At 64.3% G+C, this 17,865-nt stretch carries 13 protein-coding genes; 5 read left to right on the top strand and 8 right to left on the bottom strand.

Going from position 1 to position 17,865, the window contains the following annotated elements; genetic code table 11:
- Positions 1 to 63: 63 nt before the first annotated feature.
- The 4 genes from ACYOEI_RS09910 to ACYOEI_RS09895 form a co-directional block, all read right to left on the bottom strand.
- The gene (locus ACYOEI_RS09910; RefSeq protein WP_462849274.1) at positions 64 to 600 is read right to left on the bottom strand and encodes a hypothetical protein; all 537 of its coding nucleotides are present in this window, start codon (positions 598 to 600) and stop codon (positions 64 to 66) included.
- 207 nt (positions 601 to 807) lie between these two features.
- Positions 808 to 1,872 carry a glycosyltransferase family 2 protein gene (locus ACYOEI_RS09905; protein ID WP_462849273.1) on the bottom strand — a complete coding sequence of 355 codons (1,065 nt, stop codon included), beginning with the start codon at positions 1,870 to 1,872 and terminating at the stop codon, positions 808 to 810.
- A 6-nt stretch (positions 1,873 to 1,878) separates the two neighbouring features.
- Positions 1,879 to 2,796 (bottom strand): sugar phosphate isomerase/epimerase family protein, encoded by a 918-nt coding sequence (locus ACYOEI_RS09900; RefSeq protein ID WP_462849272.1) that lies wholly within the window; start codon positions 2,794 to 2,796, stop codon positions 1,879 to 1,881.
- Positions 2,797 to 2,942: 146 nt separating this feature from the next.
- Entirely contained in the window at positions 2,943 to 3,854 is a 912-nt protein-coding gene (locus ACYOEI_RS09895; RefSeq protein WP_462849271.1) for a rhomboid family intramembrane serine protease, read from the bottom strand.
- Between the two features lie 342 nt (positions 3,855 to 4,196).
- On the opposite strand from ACYOEI_RS09895, the gene ACYOEI_RS09890 reads away from it, so the two are divergent.
- Positions 4,197 to 7,295, top strand: a complete 3,099-nt coding sequence (locus ACYOEI_RS09890; RefSeq protein ID WP_462849269.1) for a PSD1 and planctomycete cytochrome C domain-containing protein — start codon at positions 4,197 to 4,199, stop codon at positions 7,293 to 7,295.
- Positions 7,296 to 7,304: 9 nt separating this feature from the next.
- Entirely contained in the window at positions 7,305 to 8,759 is a 1,455-nt protein-coding gene (locus ACYOEI_RS09885) for a DUF1501 domain-containing protein (RefSeq protein ID WP_462849268.1), read from the top strand.
- A gap of 264 nt (positions 8,760 to 9,023) precedes the next feature.
- On the opposite strand, the gene ACYOEI_RS09880 is transcribed toward ACYOEI_RS09885, so the two are convergent.
- A complete protein-coding gene (locus ACYOEI_RS09880; protein WP_462849267.1) occupies positions 9,024 to 9,884 on the bottom strand; it encodes a metallophosphoesterase in 861 nt (286 codons plus the stop codon).
- Positions 9,885 to 10,200: 316 nt separating this feature from the next.
- On the opposite strand from ACYOEI_RS09880, the gene ACYOEI_RS09875 reads away from it, so the two are divergent.
- Entirely contained in the window at positions 10,201 to 10,686 is a 486-nt protein-coding gene (locus ACYOEI_RS09875; RefSeq protein WP_462849266.1) for a DUF4365 domain-containing protein, read from the top strand.
- A 10-nt stretch (positions 10,687 to 10,696) separates the two neighbouring features.
- Positions 10,697 to 11,194 carry a hypothetical protein gene (locus ACYOEI_RS09870; RefSeq protein WP_462849265.1) on the top strand — a complete coding sequence of 166 codons (498 nt, stop codon included), beginning with the start codon at positions 10,697 to 10,699 and terminating at the stop codon, positions 11,192 to 11,194.
- 55 nt (positions 11,195 to 11,249) lie between these two features.
- Here ACYOEI_RS09870 and ACYOEI_RS09865 read toward each other — a convergent pair whose 3' ends face one another.
- From ACYOEI_RS09865 to ACYOEI_RS09855, 3 genes are all read right to left on the bottom strand, one after another.
- Positions 11,250 to 13,148, bottom strand: a complete 1,899-nt coding sequence (locus tag ACYOEI_RS09865) for an ABC-F family ATP-binding cassette domain-containing protein (RefSeq protein WP_462849264.1) — start codon at positions 13,146 to 13,148, stop codon at positions 11,250 to 11,252.
- A 196-nt stretch (positions 13,149 to 13,344) separates the two neighbouring features.
- On the bottom strand, positions 13,345 to 14,676 hold the full coding sequence (locus tag ACYOEI_RS09860) for an excinuclease ABC subunit UvrC (protein ID WP_462849263.1): 1,332 nt from the start codon (positions 14,674 to 14,676) through the stop codon (positions 13,345 to 13,347).
- A gap of 44 nt (positions 14,677 to 14,720) precedes the next feature.
- Positions 14,721 to 16,565 (bottom strand): phospho-sugar mutase, encoded by a 1,845-nt coding sequence (locus ACYOEI_RS09855; RefSeq protein WP_462849262.1) that lies wholly within the window; start codon positions 16,563 to 16,565, stop codon positions 14,721 to 14,723.
- A gap of 586 nt (positions 16,566 to 17,151) precedes the next feature.
- Between ACYOEI_RS09855 and queC the strand changes: the two genes are divergently transcribed.
- The gene (gene queC / locus ACYOEI_RS09850; protein WP_462849261.1) at positions 17,152 to 17,856 is read left to right on the top strand and encodes a 7-cyano-7-deazaguanine synthase QueC; all 705 of its coding nucleotides are present in this window, start codon (positions 17,152 to 17,154) and stop codon (positions 17,854 to 17,856) included.
- The last annotated feature ends 9 nt before the right edge of the window (positions 17,857 to 17,865 follow it).

The following is a 17,865-nucleotide window of genomic DNA, read 5'->3' as shown; positions in this document are numbered from 1 at the left end:
AGCCGATAGGCCCGACGATCACAAAACTCGATCACCGCGAGAGGGGGAGTGTGGGGGGAGGGATCAGCAAAGGAATCGGCACAGGGCGATCACTCGTGAGCATCGCTGGGCACGCGCCGAGGGGGTGTGAGGACCACATCGAGGGGGAAGGGAAAGGAGCTCGACTTCCGGGACGAGGGATGCGGCGAGGAACTCGAGGGTCCGACCGTCACGCCTCAAGGCTTCTCCGGGGCTATCCGAATCGCCGTCCTCGGAGTCGTCGGGTGCCGTCACCTCGCCGTCAGGAGGCGAGAGAGCTCGTGTCAGTTGGAGGAGGTTTTTCACCAGCGTGAATCGGCCCAAGCCCGTCCCGTGCACGTTCGGGCGGCTCGCGGGGGGATGCCAAGGGCGTGGATGCCTCGAGAATCCCCGAGAGATCTTCTTCGCCAGCGGAGGGACGCGGGCAGGTCTGGGCGTGAGTTTGGCGGGCGATGCTCCTAGGTCTCTGTCCCTCGCCGACGGGGCGACGATCGCGACCGATGCCCCGCGCACGGCCTGCCCCGGCTCTGCGTGGAGCACAGAGCAGAAGACCAGCACGTGAGTCAGTGAGAGAAGGATCATGACAGGACCACCAAGGGGCCAGAGAGCGGGCACCACTCGGGCATCGGAAGTGATTATACCGCGATCGTCCCACGCGTGAACGCCAATCGGTCGCGGGACGAACTCGCGTGATCTCGCCGCGAATGTCATGCCGGAAAAACGATGGCCCAGGCACCCGGCGGACCCGGTGGCCGTTGCCCACCGGGCCGGAAGAATTTGCGGTCGGCATCAAGCCCCGAATGACGATCCTGTGCCATTTCGCTCGACGATGGGAGGCCCTTGGCGAATCTCGCCGAGGAGGTAGGTCGTCTTCGATTGCGACTCGTAATACGTCCGCATCACCATCTCGGCGAGGACGCCCATCAGGATGCTCTGGACACCCATCAGGAAGAAGAAGATGGCCAGAAGGGGCAGGGGAGTCTCGACGAAGTCCTTCGTGCCGTTTCCGGTGACAATTTTATGAAAGAATTTAAAATAAAGCATCAAGGCGAACGTCAGGAAGCTGAGGGCGACGGAGACCAGCCCGATGCGGCCGAAGAGGTGGATCGGGCGTTGGGCGTAGCGCTGGAAGAAGCGGATGAGCATGAGGTCGAGCACGACGTTGAACGTGCGCCCGAGGCCGTACTTGGTGCGGCCGGCCTTGCGGGCACGGTGGTGGACCTCGAGCTCGGCGACGCGGGCCCCTTGCCACATGGCGAAGATCGGGATGAAGCGATGCATTTCGCCGTAGAGGCGCACGCCTTCGAGCACGCGACGGCGGTAGGCCTTCATCGTGCAGCCGAAGTCGTGGAGGGGAACTCCCGAGATCCGGGCGACGAGCCGATTGGCGATCCAGGAGGGGACCTTGCGCGTCAGGAACTTGTCCTGTCGGGCCCTTCGCCAACCCGAGACGACGTCGAACCCCTGGTCGAGGCGTTCGAGGAGGCGAGGGATGTCGGCCGGGTCGTTCTGGAGGTCGCCGTCCATCGGGACGAGGATGTTGCCTCGCGCGAGGTCGAGCGCCGCGGAAAGTGCCGCGGTCTGGCCGCAATTGCGGCGGAGGAAGGCGACGCGGACGTGCTCGGGGTCGCCGTCCTGGATCGCCGCGAGCCGGGCCGCCGTCCCGTCGGTCGACCCGTCGTCGACGAAGATCAACTCGTAACGTAGGGGCATGCCGAGGAGGGTCCTCGACAACTCCTCGGCAAGCGGTCCGACGTTCTCCACCTCGTTGTAGACGGGGATGAGGACCGACAGGTCGATCGTCAGTTTGGCCTCGGGTTCCGAGGCCGATGCGGTCGGGGTCGTGAGCGACATGGGGGGTCAGCCGATCATGTACTGGTGGAGATGGCGACGGCTGATGATGAGCGACTCGCGGCGCTTCTCCAGCGATCCTTCGAAGGCGCGGTCTTCGACCTCGATCGCGACATGGCCGTCATAGCCCGACTCGGCCAATGTGCCAAGGAATCGCCCCCACTGCACATCGCCCAGGCCGGGAAGCTTCGGGGTGTGCCAGAGCTTCGGAAAGCTCAAGACCCCGTGGTCGTTGAGCGGCCCTCGATCGATCCGGGCGTCCTTGGCGTGGACATGCACCATCCTCGACGCGAACTCGGAGAGCGGGGCGAGGTAATCCATCTGCTGCCAGATGAAGTGGGACGGGTCGAAGTTGAGGCCGAAGCTCAGGCTCGGGATGTCGTTGTACATCCGGCGCCAGATCGCCGGCGTGGTCGCGAGATTCTTCCCGCCTGGCCACTCGTCGGCCGTGAAGAGCATCGGGCAGTTCTCGATGCCGATGCGGACGCCCTTGTCCTCGGCGTGTTGCACGAGGGGCCGCCAGACTTCGAGGAAGCGTGGCCAGTTGGCGTCGACCGAGAGCGCGGGGTCTCGACCGACGAACGAGTTGACCACGCCGATACCGAGCGCCTCGGACGCATCGATCAGGCGGTGGATGTGAGCGACCGCCGCCTCCGACTCGGTCCGGTCGCTCGTCAGAGGGTTGGGATAATACCCGAGCCCCGAGATCGCGACACCATACCGCGCCGTCAGGTCCTGGACTCGCTTGATCGCGTCGGGCGAGAGGTCCGTGGCGTCGAGATGGGTGACCCCGGCATAGCGTCGTTCGGCGCGGCCCGGGGGCCAGCACATGACCTCGACGCTCGAGAACCCAGCCTCGGCGGCGAACGCGAGGACCTGCTCCAGCGAGTACTCCGGAAGGATCGCCGACACGAAACCCAACTTCATCGAAAACGCCTCCGCACACGACCGATCACGCCCGACACCATTGTGGGGGTTCGCCCGGGGGAGTGCAACACGTCGAATACGAGGGACTTTCGGGTCCGTCCTGGATGACTCGGAGTTTCGGCGTGCTCCGCCTCCAACTCTCCGAATCAGATGCGGCCCAGTCCCATGAGGAGGCCCACGAGCAGTCCGACGAGGTGGGCCACGTTGGCAATCGGGCCCAATGCGCCTGAGAAGCAGAGTACGAGCCAGAAGAGCATGAACTGGACGGTGCTCGGATTGAGGACCATCCCCTGCTCAGGCTCGTTCCGCCCTTTCATCCAGACATATCCCAGTAACGCATAGACAACCCCCGACATTCCCCCGAACGGGATCGCCTGTTCCCGGCCCAGGACCTGAGAAGCGAACTGCCCGACGTTCGAGGCCACCGCAGAGAGGAAGACCACGAGGGCGAGAACCTTGGTGCTCCGACGGATCTCGATGAGCGAGCCGAGGCTGCGAAGCATCAACATGTTGAACGCGATATGAACCACACTGAAATGAACAAAAATCGGTGTGACGAGTCGCCAGACTTCCCCCGTGAGGATGTCATGCAGCCCGGAGGAATACCACCGGCCGTCTTCGCCTGTGAAGAACCTCGAGAAATAGAGCCAATGATAGAGATCGAACGTGACTTGTCCGTTCTTGCCCAGGAGGTAGAAGACGAAGCAAGCGAAGGAGACCGCTATCAAGGCGGTCGTCAGTGGTCGTCTCCGGAGGTTGGGCTGCTCCCAATGCCCCCTGAGGTCTCGGACGTTCTTGCGGTATCGCTTTTCGGCGGCTTCCTTCTCACGGGCGACGGCCCTGGCGCTCTCCTTCGCCGAGGTATATCGAGGATCGTCGGGGTTTTTGAGGTAATCGGCGAGCTCTTCGCGGGCCTTCGCGAGGTGGTCTTCCTTGTAGATCCAGAGGAGCCAGCCATCCGGGAGGTTGTCGGTGCGCGTATCGAGGCCGAGCGTCGTCAAATGATCGGTCAACGGCCTGGGGTCGAACTCTTTGGGGAGCGTCCCGATCTGTCGCAATGGAGCGATCCTCGATATCCCGAGACTCGAGCCCTGGCCCTCGCGAGCGGACCTCCACGACCAAATTCGGGCTCGAGGCCATAGAACACGGTACCAGAATCGTCCGGGCGCACGTCAAGCGGCGACGCGACCGGGCCTGGAAAGTCATCATTGCGGGGGAGGATCGTCTACAGAGACCCTCCGACGATGTTGAGGCCCGCGGAGAAATGCGAGGAATACGGGTCTCAAACTTTTCTTCAGCAAGTATAATGCGTCCAGGCCTGTCCAAGCCGGGTGTGCGATAGGTCCGGTGTGAACTCGACGCGGACCCGCGCCTTCCCGCGATGAGCGGAGGTCGAGGATATGAAGTGGCCCCTGGTGATTGTCGGGTTGCTGGCGACCTTTGTCGCGTCGATGGGTCGGTCGCCGGTGCTTGCGGAAGGGCCGCAGGCCGATGACCTACCGAAGGCCGCGGCCCGTCGCGTCGACTTCGCGAAGGACATCCGTCCCGTCCTGACCGAGCGCTGCTCGAAGTGTCACGGGCCGGAGGCGCAGAAGAGCGGCTATCGCCTGGATCGTCGCGACGATGCGTTCCGAGGGGGCGACTCGGGCGAGCCCGCGATCGTGCCGGGGAAGGGGGCCGAGAGCCCCATGGTTCACCTCGTGGCCGGGAACGACTCCTCGGGCGTCATGCCGCCTCAAGGCCCCAGGCTCGACTCGGAGCAGGTTGGCCTGATCCGAGCCTGGATCGATCAGGGGGCCGAGTGGCCGGTCGACGCTGCGGCAAGTCAGGATCGTTCCGCGTCCGAGGCTCCCCACTGGTCGCTCCGGCCACTGGTCCTCCCTCGGGAGCCGGAGCCGAGGGAGCACGGCTGGGTCAGGACGCCCGTCGATGCGTTCATCCTGGCTGGCTTGGAGTCGAAAGGGCTGGCCCATGCCCCGGAGGCCGATCGCAGGACGTGGATCCGCCGCGTCAGCTTCGACCTGACCGGCCTGCCGCCAACCCCCGAGGTCGTGGCTGCGTTTGAAGCCGACTCGGCTTCCGATGCCTATGAAAAGGTCGTCGATCGGCTCCTCGAGAGTCCTCGATACGGCGAGCGCTGGGCCAGGCACTGGATGGACGTCGTCCACTTCGCCGAGACGCATGGCAACGACCAGGATCGGCCTCGGCCCAACGCCTGGCCTTATCGCGATTATTTGATCCGGTCGTTCAACGACGACAAGCCCTACGCGCGATTCATCCGAGAGCAACTCGCGGGGGACGTCCTCTACCCCGGAGATCCGCAGGCGGTTGTCGCCCTCGGCTTCATCGCCGCCGGCCCCTGGGACGAAAGCTCCCAGCGCGACATCCGGGACGACACCGTCGACAAGAAGGTTGCCCAGTATCTCGACCGCGACGACATGGTGGCGACGACCATGTCGACATTCACGAGCACGACGGTCCACTGTGCGCGCTGCCACAACCACAAGTTCGACCCGATCAGCCAGGAGGAGTACTACGGCCTCCAGGCTGTCTTCGCAGGGGTCGATCGTGCCGAGCGGCCCTACGTCATCGACCCCAGGGCCGAGGCGATCCGCCAGGCCTTGCTGGAGAGGAAGGCCGCGCTCGAGACTCGGCTCCAGCCGGCGTTGGAACGCCATCTCGGCCGGGATGCCCTGGTCGCAATCGCCGAGGGCCAGAAGGCCTGGGAGGACTCTTCGGCGGCCGTTTCGAACGATTGGATCGTCCTCGAGCCTTCGAGCGTGACATCCTCCGGTGGGGCGACCCCGAGGAAGCTGCCGGATTCCTCCATCCGCTTCGACGGGGCCGAGCCCGACGTCGACACGTACACTTTCGTCGCCCCGACCGCCTTGAAGGGGATCAGCGCGGTCCGCGTCGAAGTCTTGACCGACGACGCCCTTCCTCAGAAAGGCCCGGGCCGGAGCCCGAACGGGAACTTCCATCTCACCGAGTTCCGGTTGAAGGCCGCCCCCGGGAGTGATCCCTCGAAGTCGAACCCCGTGGCCCTTAAACGGGCCTGGTCCGACTTCGACCAAGACGGATGGACGATTGCCCACGCGATCGACGGCCAGGGGCCGACAGCTTGGGGGATCTTCCCCGAGGTTGGCAAGCCCCACCAGGCCGTCTTCGAATTGTCGGCGCCTGTCGGGTTCGATGGGGGGACGGCCCTGACCTTTGTGCTCGAGCAGGGGCACGGCCGGAAGCACCTGATCGGACGGGTTCGCCTCTCCGTGTCGACCTCGCCCCGGCCCTCGCTCGCGCGGCCGTTGCCGGCTCGGATCGTCGAAGTGCTCGCGATTCCTTCCGGGCGTCGAAGCAGGGAGGAGCAGTCGGCGTTGGCCGCGTACTACCTGACGATCTCGCCCGAGGTCCAGGCGGAGATGGATCGGGCCGGTCGGGCCCTCTCGTCTCTGCCGGCGCCTCCGATGGTTTATGCGGGAGCGCATGACTTCAAGCCGGAGATGAGCTTTAAGCCGGCCAAGGCACCAAGGCCCATCTTCATCCTGAGGCGTGGCGATCTCAACAACCCACTCAAGCCGGCCACGCCCGGGGCACTAGCCTGCGTGCCCGGCCTGCCTTCCCGTTTCTCCCTGGAGGAGCCTGGCGACGAGGGAGCCCGGCGAGCCGCCCTGGCCCGGTGGGTCAGCGACCCGCGCAACGTGCTGACCTGGCGCTCGATCGTGAACCGGATCTGGCATTACCACTTCGGGCGAGGCCTGGCCGATTCGCCCAACGACCTCGGCCGGATGGGGGCCGAGCCGACCCACCCTGAGCTGCTCGACTGGCTCGCCGTGAGCTTCCGCGACGGCGGCGGCTCGCTCAAGGCACTGCACCGACTCATCTTGACCAGCTCGACTTATCGCCAGTCTTGTCGGCATGACCCCGTCGCGGCGCGACTCGACGCCGACAACCTCATGCTCTGGCGGATGAACCGATCGCGCCTCGATGCGGAATCGGTTCGCGACGCCGTCCTCCAGGTCTCGGGGAAACTCGATCTGACCATGGGAGGGCCGTCGGTCAAGCAGTTCATCCAGAGCCAGGGCGTCCACGTGACGCCGGTGGTGGACTACCTAAACTTCGACGTCGACAGCCCCGGCAGCTATCGCCGGAGCGTCTACCGCTTCCTCTTCCGCACGGTCCCCGACCCGTTCATGGACTCGATGGACTGCCCCGACTCGTCGCAGCTCAGCCCCAAGCGGAACGCGTCGGTCACCGCGCTCCAGGCCCTGGCGATGCTCAACGATCGCTTCATCGTCCGGCAGAGCGAGCACTTCGCCGCTCGAGTCGAACGGGACGGGAAGGATCTACGTGGCCAGGTCGTGCGGGCCTATTTCCTGGCCCTCGGCCGTCCTCCGACGCCGGATGAGGCCGACGCCGTCGCCGCATATGCCGCCGAGCACGGCATGGCCAACGCCTGCCGGATCTTGCTCAATAGCAACGAATTTATGTTTATCAACTAGGACCATGCGATGCCCATCGACCTCGAACGTCCGGACGTCGAGCCGCACCCGTTGGGCCGTCGCCGGTTCCTCTGGGACGTGGGGGGAGGCCTCGGTGGGATCGCCCTGGCCCAACTGATGGGGAGGGGGCAGGTCCTCGCGGACACCGTCGCGCCTCGCGAAGACCTGAATGGCGGGCTGCACCATCGTGCCAAGGTCCGGCGGATCATCCAGCTCTTCATGAACGGTGGCGCCAGTCAGTGCGACACGTTCGATTATAAGCCGGAGTTGATCAAACGCCACGGCGAGAAGTTCGACCCCGGCGGGCGGGTCGAGGCGGCGACGAGCGTGCCGGGCGACATCCTCAAGAGCCCCTGGTCCTGGAAGCAATATGGCGAGACCGGGCGTTGGGTCAGCAGCGTCCTGCCTCACGTGACTGAGATCGTCGACGACCTTGCATTCCTGATGTCGATGGCCTCGAAGACGAACGTCCACGGGCCCGCCAGCTACATGCAGAACACCGGGTTCGTCCTCCCCGGATTTCCTTGCCTGGGCTCGTGGATCTCGTACGGGCTGGGGAGCTTGAACGACAACCTCCCGACCTTCGTCGTGCTCCCGGACTCGCGAGGCCTGCCGTACAACAACACGGGCAACTTCTCGTCGGCCTTCCTCCCCGTCGCCCATCAAGGGACGATCATCAAGCCGAACGCCCCCGTCCCGATCGCCGACCTCTTCCCGCCCAAGTCCGCGGCCTACATCACCCCAAGAGGAGAGTCTGAAGGGCAGGCCCTACTCCGCAAGCTTAACCAGGATCACATGGCGCATTGGGAAGGGGATTCCCGGCTCGAAGCTCGCCTCGATTCCTACGAAATGGCCGCCCGGATGCAACTGAGCGCCCCCGAGGTCCTCGACATCACGGGCGAGTCGCGGGCGACCCAGGCGCTTTACGGGATCGACCGGAAGGAGACCGAGGAGTTCGGCAGGAATTGCCTGACCGCTCGGAGGATGATCGAGCGCGGGGTTCGGTTTGTCCAGGTCTGGAGCGGCACCGGCGGGGCCAGCGGCAACTGGGACAACCACAACGACGTCGGGAATGACCTACAGGCGATCGCCAGGAGCACCGACCAGCCGGTCGCCGGGCTGGTCAAAGATCTTAAGGCGAGAGGACTCTTCGAGGATACTCTCGTCATCTGGACGACCGAGTTCGGCCGGATGCCCTTCAGCCAGGCCAGCAAGGGGCGCGACCACAACGGAGGGACATTCGTCTCCTGGCTCGCGGGCGCGGGGATCCGAAGCGGCGCGGCTTACGGCGAGAGCGACGAGTGGTCGTGGAAGGCCAGGACTCCCACGTACAGCTACGACCTCCACGCCACGATCCTCCACCTCCTCGGCATCGACCACGAGCGTCTGACGTATCGGCACAACGGCGCCAACCGTCGACTGACCGACGTGCACGGGCACGTCCTCACCCCGATCCTGGCCTAGTGCATCGTCGAGGCATGATTCGGGGTATGCCGTGGCAGTTGTGGCAGCCCCTCTGGCAAACAAGGCCGCATGGACGTACCCCCGGTGGGTGGGGGACTCTTTCCCCGCTCTTGCTGCGCGAGCCGAGAGTGAATCCGCGGGGCAAGAGTGCCCCACCCACCGGGGGATCCTCCTCATCCGAGTGAAGCCGTAAATTCGACCCCAGCTTTTACAGTCGACGCATCACTAATGCCTGAAAGTCGGAAAGCGGGGCAGTCCGCACCATCAGGAGAGGAGCGAGATGCTCCGGACACCGCCGACGAGCGTTTCGATCGTGAGCGGGTCGCGACCAGGGAAGAGGCAGTAGGTCGGATAGGGATCGGTGCCGTCGACGATGAGTTGGCGGTGGTTGGCCTGGCGGAAGCCGTCGTCGCAGGGCTGGTGACCGGTGACGAACCAGTCGGCGTCGACCATGGCGGCGAATCGGTCGATCGTCGTCGGCTCGGTGTTGCGGCCCCAGGTCAGGGCGTAGACGGTCCCGTGTCGCGCCATGGCCTCCTTGGTCCACGTCTCGGCCTCGAGCACGCCGAGGTCGAGCCCGTCGAGGTCGACGGGGTCCGGGATCGTGTGGCAGAGGAAGACGCGATTCGGGGTCCGGACCGCCAGCGGGAGCGCGGCGAAAAGATTCTTGTAAGCGACGAAGACCTCTTCATCGCGAGGCGCGTACGCCGTGGCGATCCCCAGGCGGAACTGGGCGTTCAAAGCCATCCCGTTCTTGCCGATGATCCGACCCGTCAACTCGGACAACTCGTGGTTGCCGATGATGACGTGGACCCGTGTCGGGTACTGGCACTTCAACGCCGAGACCAGGTCCACGAGCTGGTGGGAACGATCGCCCCGGTCGTCGGGGTAGAACCGGGGTCCGTGGATCAGCTCCTGCAGCACGAGGTGGCGCTTCGGGTTGAGGTTGAGCGCAGCCTCCTCGAGGATCTTCCGGAAGGCGGGAATATTGCCATGGAGGTCGCCTACCACGAGCACATCCGCCGCATCCTCGAGGGTGACAACCCCTCCTCGTCGACCCGGTGTAGTCCGGAAGAGGTCGGTGGCGCGTCGGATCGTGGTCAGGAGCTTTTCGGGGTCGGGCATGGTTCGACTACGCTCGAAAAGGGGCCAGGATCCGGACCGCCGTCCGGGGCGCTCTCAAAGTCCTCATCTCATTTTACCACCATTCTCGACGCATTGACGAGATCCTTTTGTTGGATGGTTGCATGGATTTGGTCTGGGTGGCACGTTCCAGACCCTCACGTAGATGATGGGATCGCTGCAGCGCCGTGGAGAGATGTGTCATCGGGACTTGTTCTGCCGGGAAGACCGATCGTCTGACCGACCCGTTTCAGCGATCGTGAAACCCATATTCCACCGATAGGAGTGATGGAGCGATTCCTTTCTCAAGGAGGAGGCCATGGGCCAACGCGACGAGATAGGGATGCGTGGCGAAGCCCTGTTTACGGCCGCTATAATGAGCTTCTGTGGACGCACTCGACCGTACTTCGTTTCGCACTTCCTCGGGGACAAATTCCGGACACTGGACTTCATCGTTGAGTTGGTCGACGCGGAGCCAGGAACCCCGTATCTCTTTGTTCAGGTCAAGACGACAACTCAAGGATACACATCGGGTAAGGGACCCAAACGCCTGAGAATTCGGCTCGAAGCGGAGGATGTCACTCGGATGCGCGAGTACCTGGCGCCGACCTACCTCGCCGGCGTCGATCTCAACGAGGAACGGGTCTTTATTCTGTCAATCAACGAGATCACCACGTCTTCGGTGAGTGGGATGCCGACATCCTTCCCATCGGACTGCGGGAATGTGAAACGACTCTGGGAAGAGGTGAATGCGTTTTGGAAAGCCCGCGACATGAGGATGATGAGTTCGGTTTTCTCCGTGTAGGAGATGGAACATGGCAACCAACGTGCTTCCTTACCTCAACCAGCGTCTCGAAGCTCTTGCGATTATCCATCTGACGCGCCGCAAGGACCTTGTTGTCACGAAAAGCGACCTCGATATCGGTGTCGACCTGTTCGTTTACATCAATCAGTCCAGAGAGCCGAGTCGGCGAGTTTTCGGTGTCATGATCGAAGGAACGACTGACGCGATCGCCGATCAGGAGGAGGCGACGGCCCGTTTGAACCTCTTGAAGATCCAACAGAAGGGCGCACAGGTCATGATGCCTGTTTGCGTCTTTCTGTTTTCCATGCAAGACGATCAAGGCTATTACGACTGGCAGGCTGAGCCTCTGTTCGAGGATGGCAGAGTCCAACTCCCGCTTAAGACGACCTTCGAGGCGCGTGAACTTACTCCGCACGCGATGGATCGCATCATCGACGCGGTGAATCGCTGGTATGATGCAGTGTTCAAACTGCCAGTCATACAGGGTTTAAAGAATTTGCCAAACTGAGCCCAGTTCCAACCCTCGACCTCAGAGTCGAAAGGGGCTCGCGTTCGTGATCCGGTCAGGAGTCGTACTCGGATGCCTCTTCCCAGTGCTCGTAGAGCTTGGCGAGGGCTTGCTTGAGATCCTCGTGCTGGCGTTGGGTGTCGACGGCCTTGATCGGGTCGCGCCAGGTGCTGGGCTGGCCGAGGAGGTCCTCGAGCTCGGCGACTTTCGTTTCGACCTGGGCGATCTCGCGTTCGATGTCGGCGGACTTCCGGTAGGGGAATTTGCGTTTTCGCTTCTCGGTGCGTTCGGCGGGCTTTTCGGGGGTGGCCCGGGCGGAGGCGGCGGCTTTGGTCTTGGCCTCGGCTTCCTTCTCGGAATCCATGATCCGCTGGTAGGTCTCGAAATCCCCCTCGATGATCCGGGCGCGGCCGTTGCCGAGGACGATGATGCGGTCGGCCACCTGGTTGAGGAAGTAGCGGTCGTGGGAGACGACGAGGACGGTCCCCTCGAATTCGCGGATCGAGCGCTCGAGGGCTTCGCACGACCAGATGTCGAGGTGGTTCGTGGGCTCGTCCATGACGAGCAGGTTCGCCCCGGTGGCGGAGAGCCGGGCGAGGGCGGCTTTCGCTTTCTCGCCACCGGAGAGTTGGCCGACGGTCTGGAAGACGATTTCGCCGGACAGGCCGAAACGTGCGAGGAGGTCGCGGATCTCTCCCTGGAGCCATTCGGGGTCGTCTTCGGGCCAGACGGCGCGGACGACCGTCGTCGTCGGCGAGAGCGACTCGAGCCCCTGGTCGTGGTAACCGACCTGGACTTTGTGCCCGATCTTCACGTCGCCGGAATCGGGCTTCTCTCGCCCGATCAGGGTCTTCATCAGGGTCGACTTGCCCGAGCCGTTCGGCCCGAGGACACCGACGCACTGGCCTCGCAGGATGGCCCCGTTGAAGTTCAGGAACAAGGGTTTGTCGAAAGATTTACAGAGTTGACGTACGTCGATTACGATGTCGCCTGATCGCTCGACCTCGCCGAAGCCCATCACCGGGCCGACGATGTCCTGGACCGTCTCGATCCGCTCGATCCTCGCCAGCTTCTTCTCGCGGTCGTGGGCCTGCTTGGCCCGTTGACCGGCGCCGTATTTCCGGATGTAGGCCTCGAGGTCGGCGATCTTCTCCTGCTGACGCTCGGCCTGTTTCTCCAGGTTCGTGGCCTTCTCGCCGCGGAGCCGCCAGTACTGGGAGTAGTTGCCGGGGTAGGCCTCGACCTTCCCGTTGTGGAGCTCCCAGATCTTGGTGACGACCTTGTCGAGGAAGTAGCGGTCGTGGCTGACGACGACCATCGCGACCGACTGCCGACTGAGGTAGTTCTCGAGCCAGGCGGTCGTCTCGATGTCGAGGTGGTTCGAAGGCTCATCCAGGAGCATGAGGTCGGGGTTCTCGAGGAGCAGCTTCGCGAGCATCATCCGCGACTGCTGACCTCCCGAGAAGGTCCTCGCCGCGCGCTGGAAGTCGCTCGTGGGGAAGCCGAGTCCGGAGAGGATCTCTTCGACGCGGTGGTCGATCGAGTAGGCGTCCTGGTGCTCGAGCCGGTCGTGGATCTCGCCGTAACGCCGCTCAGCCCGGCCTCGATCGTCGTCGTCCTCGGCCTCGGCCATCTCCTGCGCGGCCTCTTCGAGCTCGCGCTGGAGGTCCAGGACCGAGGCGAGGCCTTTTCGGGCGACGGAAACCAAGGTTTCCTCGGGCCCGAAGTCGGGCTGCTGGCGGAGGAGGCTGACGCGGATCCCGGGTCGGACGTAGAGGCTGCCGTAGTCGGCCTGATCCTCCCGGGCCAGGATTCTCATCATCGTCGTCTTGCCGGCCCCGTTGGGGCCGACCAGGCCGATCCGTTCCCCGGCGCGGACCTCGAACCTCACCTCGGAGAAGACCGGATCGCCCGCGAATTGTCGTCCCAGGCCGTTGGCGGAGAGCAGTATCATGGAAAGATTATTGCTGTAAAGTTTGACTTATGGGTGGATGGCTGTGGCTGGCGTGACGACTGCCTGCTGAATCCGGGCGAATCCCGATACGAGCCCGAAGCGCCAGAGAGTGAATCTTCCTTGATTTTCTGAGTCTGGGGATGCACTCGCCGGCGCTTCGGGCTCGTCACGGAGGGATGCCGCTAGGTCGTTGATATCAGCCGATGTCCTCGCCGAAGGTCCGCTTCTTCCGGAGCATGTGGTGGTAGTGCTGCGCGAAGCGGTGGGCCTCGTCGCGCACGTACTGGAGGAGTCGCAATGAGAAGGATCGGCGACTCAGGACGATCGGCTCCGACTGGCCGGGGACGAAGATCTCCTCCTCGCGTTTCGCGAGCGACATCAGGGTCGGTGGGGCGACCTTGAGGGCGTCGAAGGCCTCGAGTGCGGCGTTGAGCTGCCCCTTGCCGCCGTCGATCATGAAGATATCCGGGAACGGCTCGTCGCGCTCCCGGAGACCTTGAATGCGACGACTCACGACCTCGCGGATCGACGCATAATCATCGACACCTTTGACACTCTTGATTTTGTAACGTCGATACCCGGGCTTGAACGGGAGGCCGTCGATGAAGGAGACGAGCGACCCGACCGTCTCGGTCCCGCCGAGATGGGCGATGTCGACGCCGTCGATCGTCCGGGGGATCGAGTCGAGCTTGAGGATCGACTTGAGTCCCTTCAGGCCCTTCCTCGGGTCGACGTAGAAGACCTCGGGTTGGGCGTGCTTGGCGAGGTCGCCCCGGAGGTTCAGGTTCGTGAGCGCCTTGATCTCGTCGCGAAGCCGGGCCGCCTTCTCGAAGAGCATGGCCTTGCTCGCCTCGCGCATCTCGTCGTCGAGCTCCTTCAGGACGACGTCTTTCTTGCCGTCGAGGAAGAGCCGGAGGCGGCGGATGTCAGTCCGATACGCTTCGCGATCGATCCTTAGGTTGCACGGGGCCGTGCACTGGTCGATCGAGTGGAGCAGGCAGGGGCGGAACCATCGCCAGCGAGGGTCGCCCTCCTCGATCTCGAGGGAGCAGGTGCGGAACTTGAAGATCCTCTGCAAGACCTGGATCGCCCCGCGTAGGCTCTTGGCCCTGGGGAAGGGGCCGTAGAGCTTGACGCCCCGGTCGAGCGGCTCCCGCGTGAAGTTCACGCGCGGGAAGTCGTCGTTGGTGGTGATCTGGAGGTAGGGGAAGGACTTGTCGTCCTTGAGGCTCTGGTTGTGCTTCGGCTGGATGTCCTTGATCAGCCTCGCCTCGATGAGGAGGGCGTCGACTTCGCTATCGGCGGTGAGGAAGTCGATGTCGACGACCTCACCGATCCAGTCGCAGATCCTCCGGTCCTCGGCCGAGGTCTTCTGGAAGTAAGACCCGGCGCGGCTCCGGAGGTTCTTCGCCTTGCCTACGTAGACGACCCGGCCCTGGGCGTCTTTCATGAGATAGACGCCGGGCGTGGTCGGGAAGAGGCGGACCTTTTCGGCCGGGCTGGTGGTCGTCGTCGGTGTGTCGGACATACGGCCCTCGCGGAGTCCCTCCCCGCCGTCGTGGCCCCCGGATCCTACGAGGATGATCCCACAACGTCTCGTACGTATTGTTCGATGTCGCTTGAGATTTGGTCAAGCCTCCGGGTCGTCTCCGCCTTGATGGCCGCGAGCTGACCCCGGTCGGTGACCCCCTCGGTGCTCGTCCTGGCGAACAAGTAGAACTTGATCTTCGGCTCCGTCCCCGAGGGCCGGGCGGCGAACCGGACGCCGGGGGCGTCGAGGTGGAAGATCAGGAGGTCGCCCGACGGCTCCGGCAGAGGTTTCGTCTCCGACGAGCCCGGCGTGATGATCACGTGGTTCTTGTAGTCGTAGATCTCGTTGACGGCCAGGCCGCCGATGGTCTTGGGAGGGCTTTCGCGGAAGGCGGCCATCAGCCTGAGGATCTGGGCCGCCCCTTGCCGTCCTTCCATCGTCTTGTTGATCAGCCGCTCGCCGTAGTGGCCGACGTCGAGGTAGAGCCCGTCGAGGTATTCGAGCACGGTCTGTTTTCGGGCCTTGACCGTCGCCGCGAGCTCGGCGAACAAGAAGGCGGCGACCGCCGCGTCCTTGTCGCGGACGTGTGTGCCTTTCAAATAGCCGTGCGATTCCTCGAAGCCGAAGAGGAATCCCTCGGGCCCGGCTTCGTCGATCCGCTTGCCGATCCACTTGAAGCCGACGAGCAGGTCGTCTTCGGTGCGGACGCCATCCCGCTCGGCGATTGCCCGGGCCATCTGGGTCGTCACGAGCGTGGTGATAAGGTAATGGTCCGGCCGGAGTCGGCCCAGTGCCTTGGTCTCCTTCACGACGAACGCGGCGAGGAGGGCGCCAATCTGGTTGCCGTCGAGGGTGATCCAATCGCCCTTCGGGTCGCCGGTGACGGGCAAGCCGACGCCGATGCGGTCGGCGTCGGGGTCGCTGGCCATGACAAGATCGGCGCCGGTGGCCTTGGCCTCGGCGATCGAGGCGTCGAGGGTCTTGGGGATCTCCGGGTTCGACACGTGGCCGGGGACGTTCGGGAAGTCGCCGTCCGGCGTCCGCTGCAACGCGAGGATGTTCACCCGGTCGAAGCCGCCCGCGTGAAGTGCCGCGGCGACCGAGGTCTCGCCCACCCCGTGGAGCGGGGTATACACGATCGAGAGATCGCGGTCCTTGCTGACCGATTCGCCGACGACGGCCGCGATGTAGGCGTCGTCCACCTCCGGACCCGCAAGGACAATCGACCCGTCGGCGACCCCGGTTTCAAAGGGAGTCTCCGGGATCTCGCGGTCGGAGGCCGCCTTCACGCATTCGATGATGCCGGCGTCGTCGGGCGGGACGACCTGACCGCCCGTGGCCGCGTAGCACTTGAACCCGTTGTCAGAGGGTGCGTTGTGCGAGGCGGTGATCATGATCCCGGCGTCGCAGCCGAGATGGCGGACTGCGAACGAGAGCAGGGGGGTCGAGCGGGGCTCGGTGAACAGGTAGACCTTGAACCCGGCGGCCGCAAGGACCTGGGCGCAGATCTGGGCGAACTCCGGCGAGTTGTGTCGGGTATCGCGGGCGATCACGCACGACTTCGGGGCGTCGGCCCCTTTGCGGCCAGTGACGTAGTCCGCGAGCCCTCGGGCGCTCTCGCCGATCGTGCGCGAGTTCAGGACGTTCGTGCCGACGGGATACATGCGGCCGCGACGCCCGCCGGTCCCGAACTCGAGGACGGCATAAAATGCGTCGTCGAGCACCTTCCAGTTCCCGGCGGCAATCTCCGCGACGAGCCGCTCCTTGTGCGTGGCGAACGGGGCCTCGGTCAACCAGCGGCGAATGTTGGCCGCCGCAGTGGCCGAGAGCTTCCCTTCGGCTTCGGCGCGTGAAAGTTGATCGAGCGAGTCGGCGGCCGGCGGCATGAAAGGAGTCTCCGGAGGCATCGTCAACAGGTGCGCCGTCTGGTCGTCGTTCGACGTTCGTGCGTTCGTCAAGAAACGACGTCGAATCGCGGGCGAGCCTGGCAAAGGTCGTACACCAAGCTATCTCGATTGGGCGGGCGAGGCAAGTCGCGGAGTGAGGTCCTTGCCGACCTCGGCGTGGGCCTCAACTCGACCGATCGGACGTAGCGGTTGTACCTTGCGAGGATTTTCACTCGCGCCCACGATGGTGGCGCAGCCGATGAAGTCGAGTCGCTCATGGATCGAAATCGATGCGGAGACCGAGGCGTGGAGACTCCAAGGTTCATGCCTCAGGTGCCACGGGTTCCGTCTTCGGACTTCGTGCGGAATAGGCTCGGCCGACGAGATCGGGCTTGGGCGTGGGGTTCGTCGGTGACGCTCCCGACCTTCCGGGCTGGGATCCTCATCCGATCGAAGATCGAGGCAATGGGCCACGCCTGATCCGCACGGGATCCGAAGACGAAACCCGTGGTACTCTCGACCTCCGTTCCTCCACCGTTTTCGCTCTGCATGAGGCAAGGTGAGTTCTTCGGGAGTTCCAAAGGCCATGAAAGAGACGCCCAGGAAGGCGGTCGTGCTCCTCAGTGGAGGGCTCGACTCCGCGACCGCGCTCGCCGAGGCGAAGGCCCTCGGGTTCGAGGTCTATGCGTTGACGATCCTGTACGGCCAGCGGCACCACGTCGAGCGCGAGGCCGCGAGGCGAGTGGCGGCAGCCTCGGGCGTCGTCAGGCAGGTCGAACAGGTGATCGACCTCCGTGCCTTCGGCGGGAGCGCCTTGACGGATGACCTGGACGTGCCGAAGGATCGCGATGGCGACGTGATGGCTTCGGGGATCCCGATTACCTACGTCCCCGCTCGCAACACCGTCTTCCTCTCGCTCGCCCTGGCCTGGGCCGAGGCCCTGGGGGCGTTCGACCTGTTCGTCGGGGTTAACTGCGTCGACTACTCAGGCTACCCCGACTGTCGACCGGAGTTCCTCCAGGCGTTCGAAACGCTCGCCAACCTTGCGACCAAGGCGGGGGTGGAAGGGACGGGGCGGTTCGTGATCCATGCCCCGCTCCTGAAGATGACCAAGGAGCAGATCATCTCCAGGGGGCTCGAGCTCGGCGTCGACTATGGCCTGACGCACAGTTGCTACGACCCGGCTCCCGACGGACGGTCGTGCGGCCATTGCGACTCGTGTTCGCTCCGATTGGCCGCATTCGCCGGCCTCGGGCTCCGCGACCCCATCGCCTACGTCGATCATTCGTGATGATCGACG

It is taken from the genome of Singulisphaera rosea (assembly GCF_054877945.1).
Note: the sequence above shows the minus strand (reverse complement) of the source record. Positions and strands in the feature narration are given on the sequence as shown.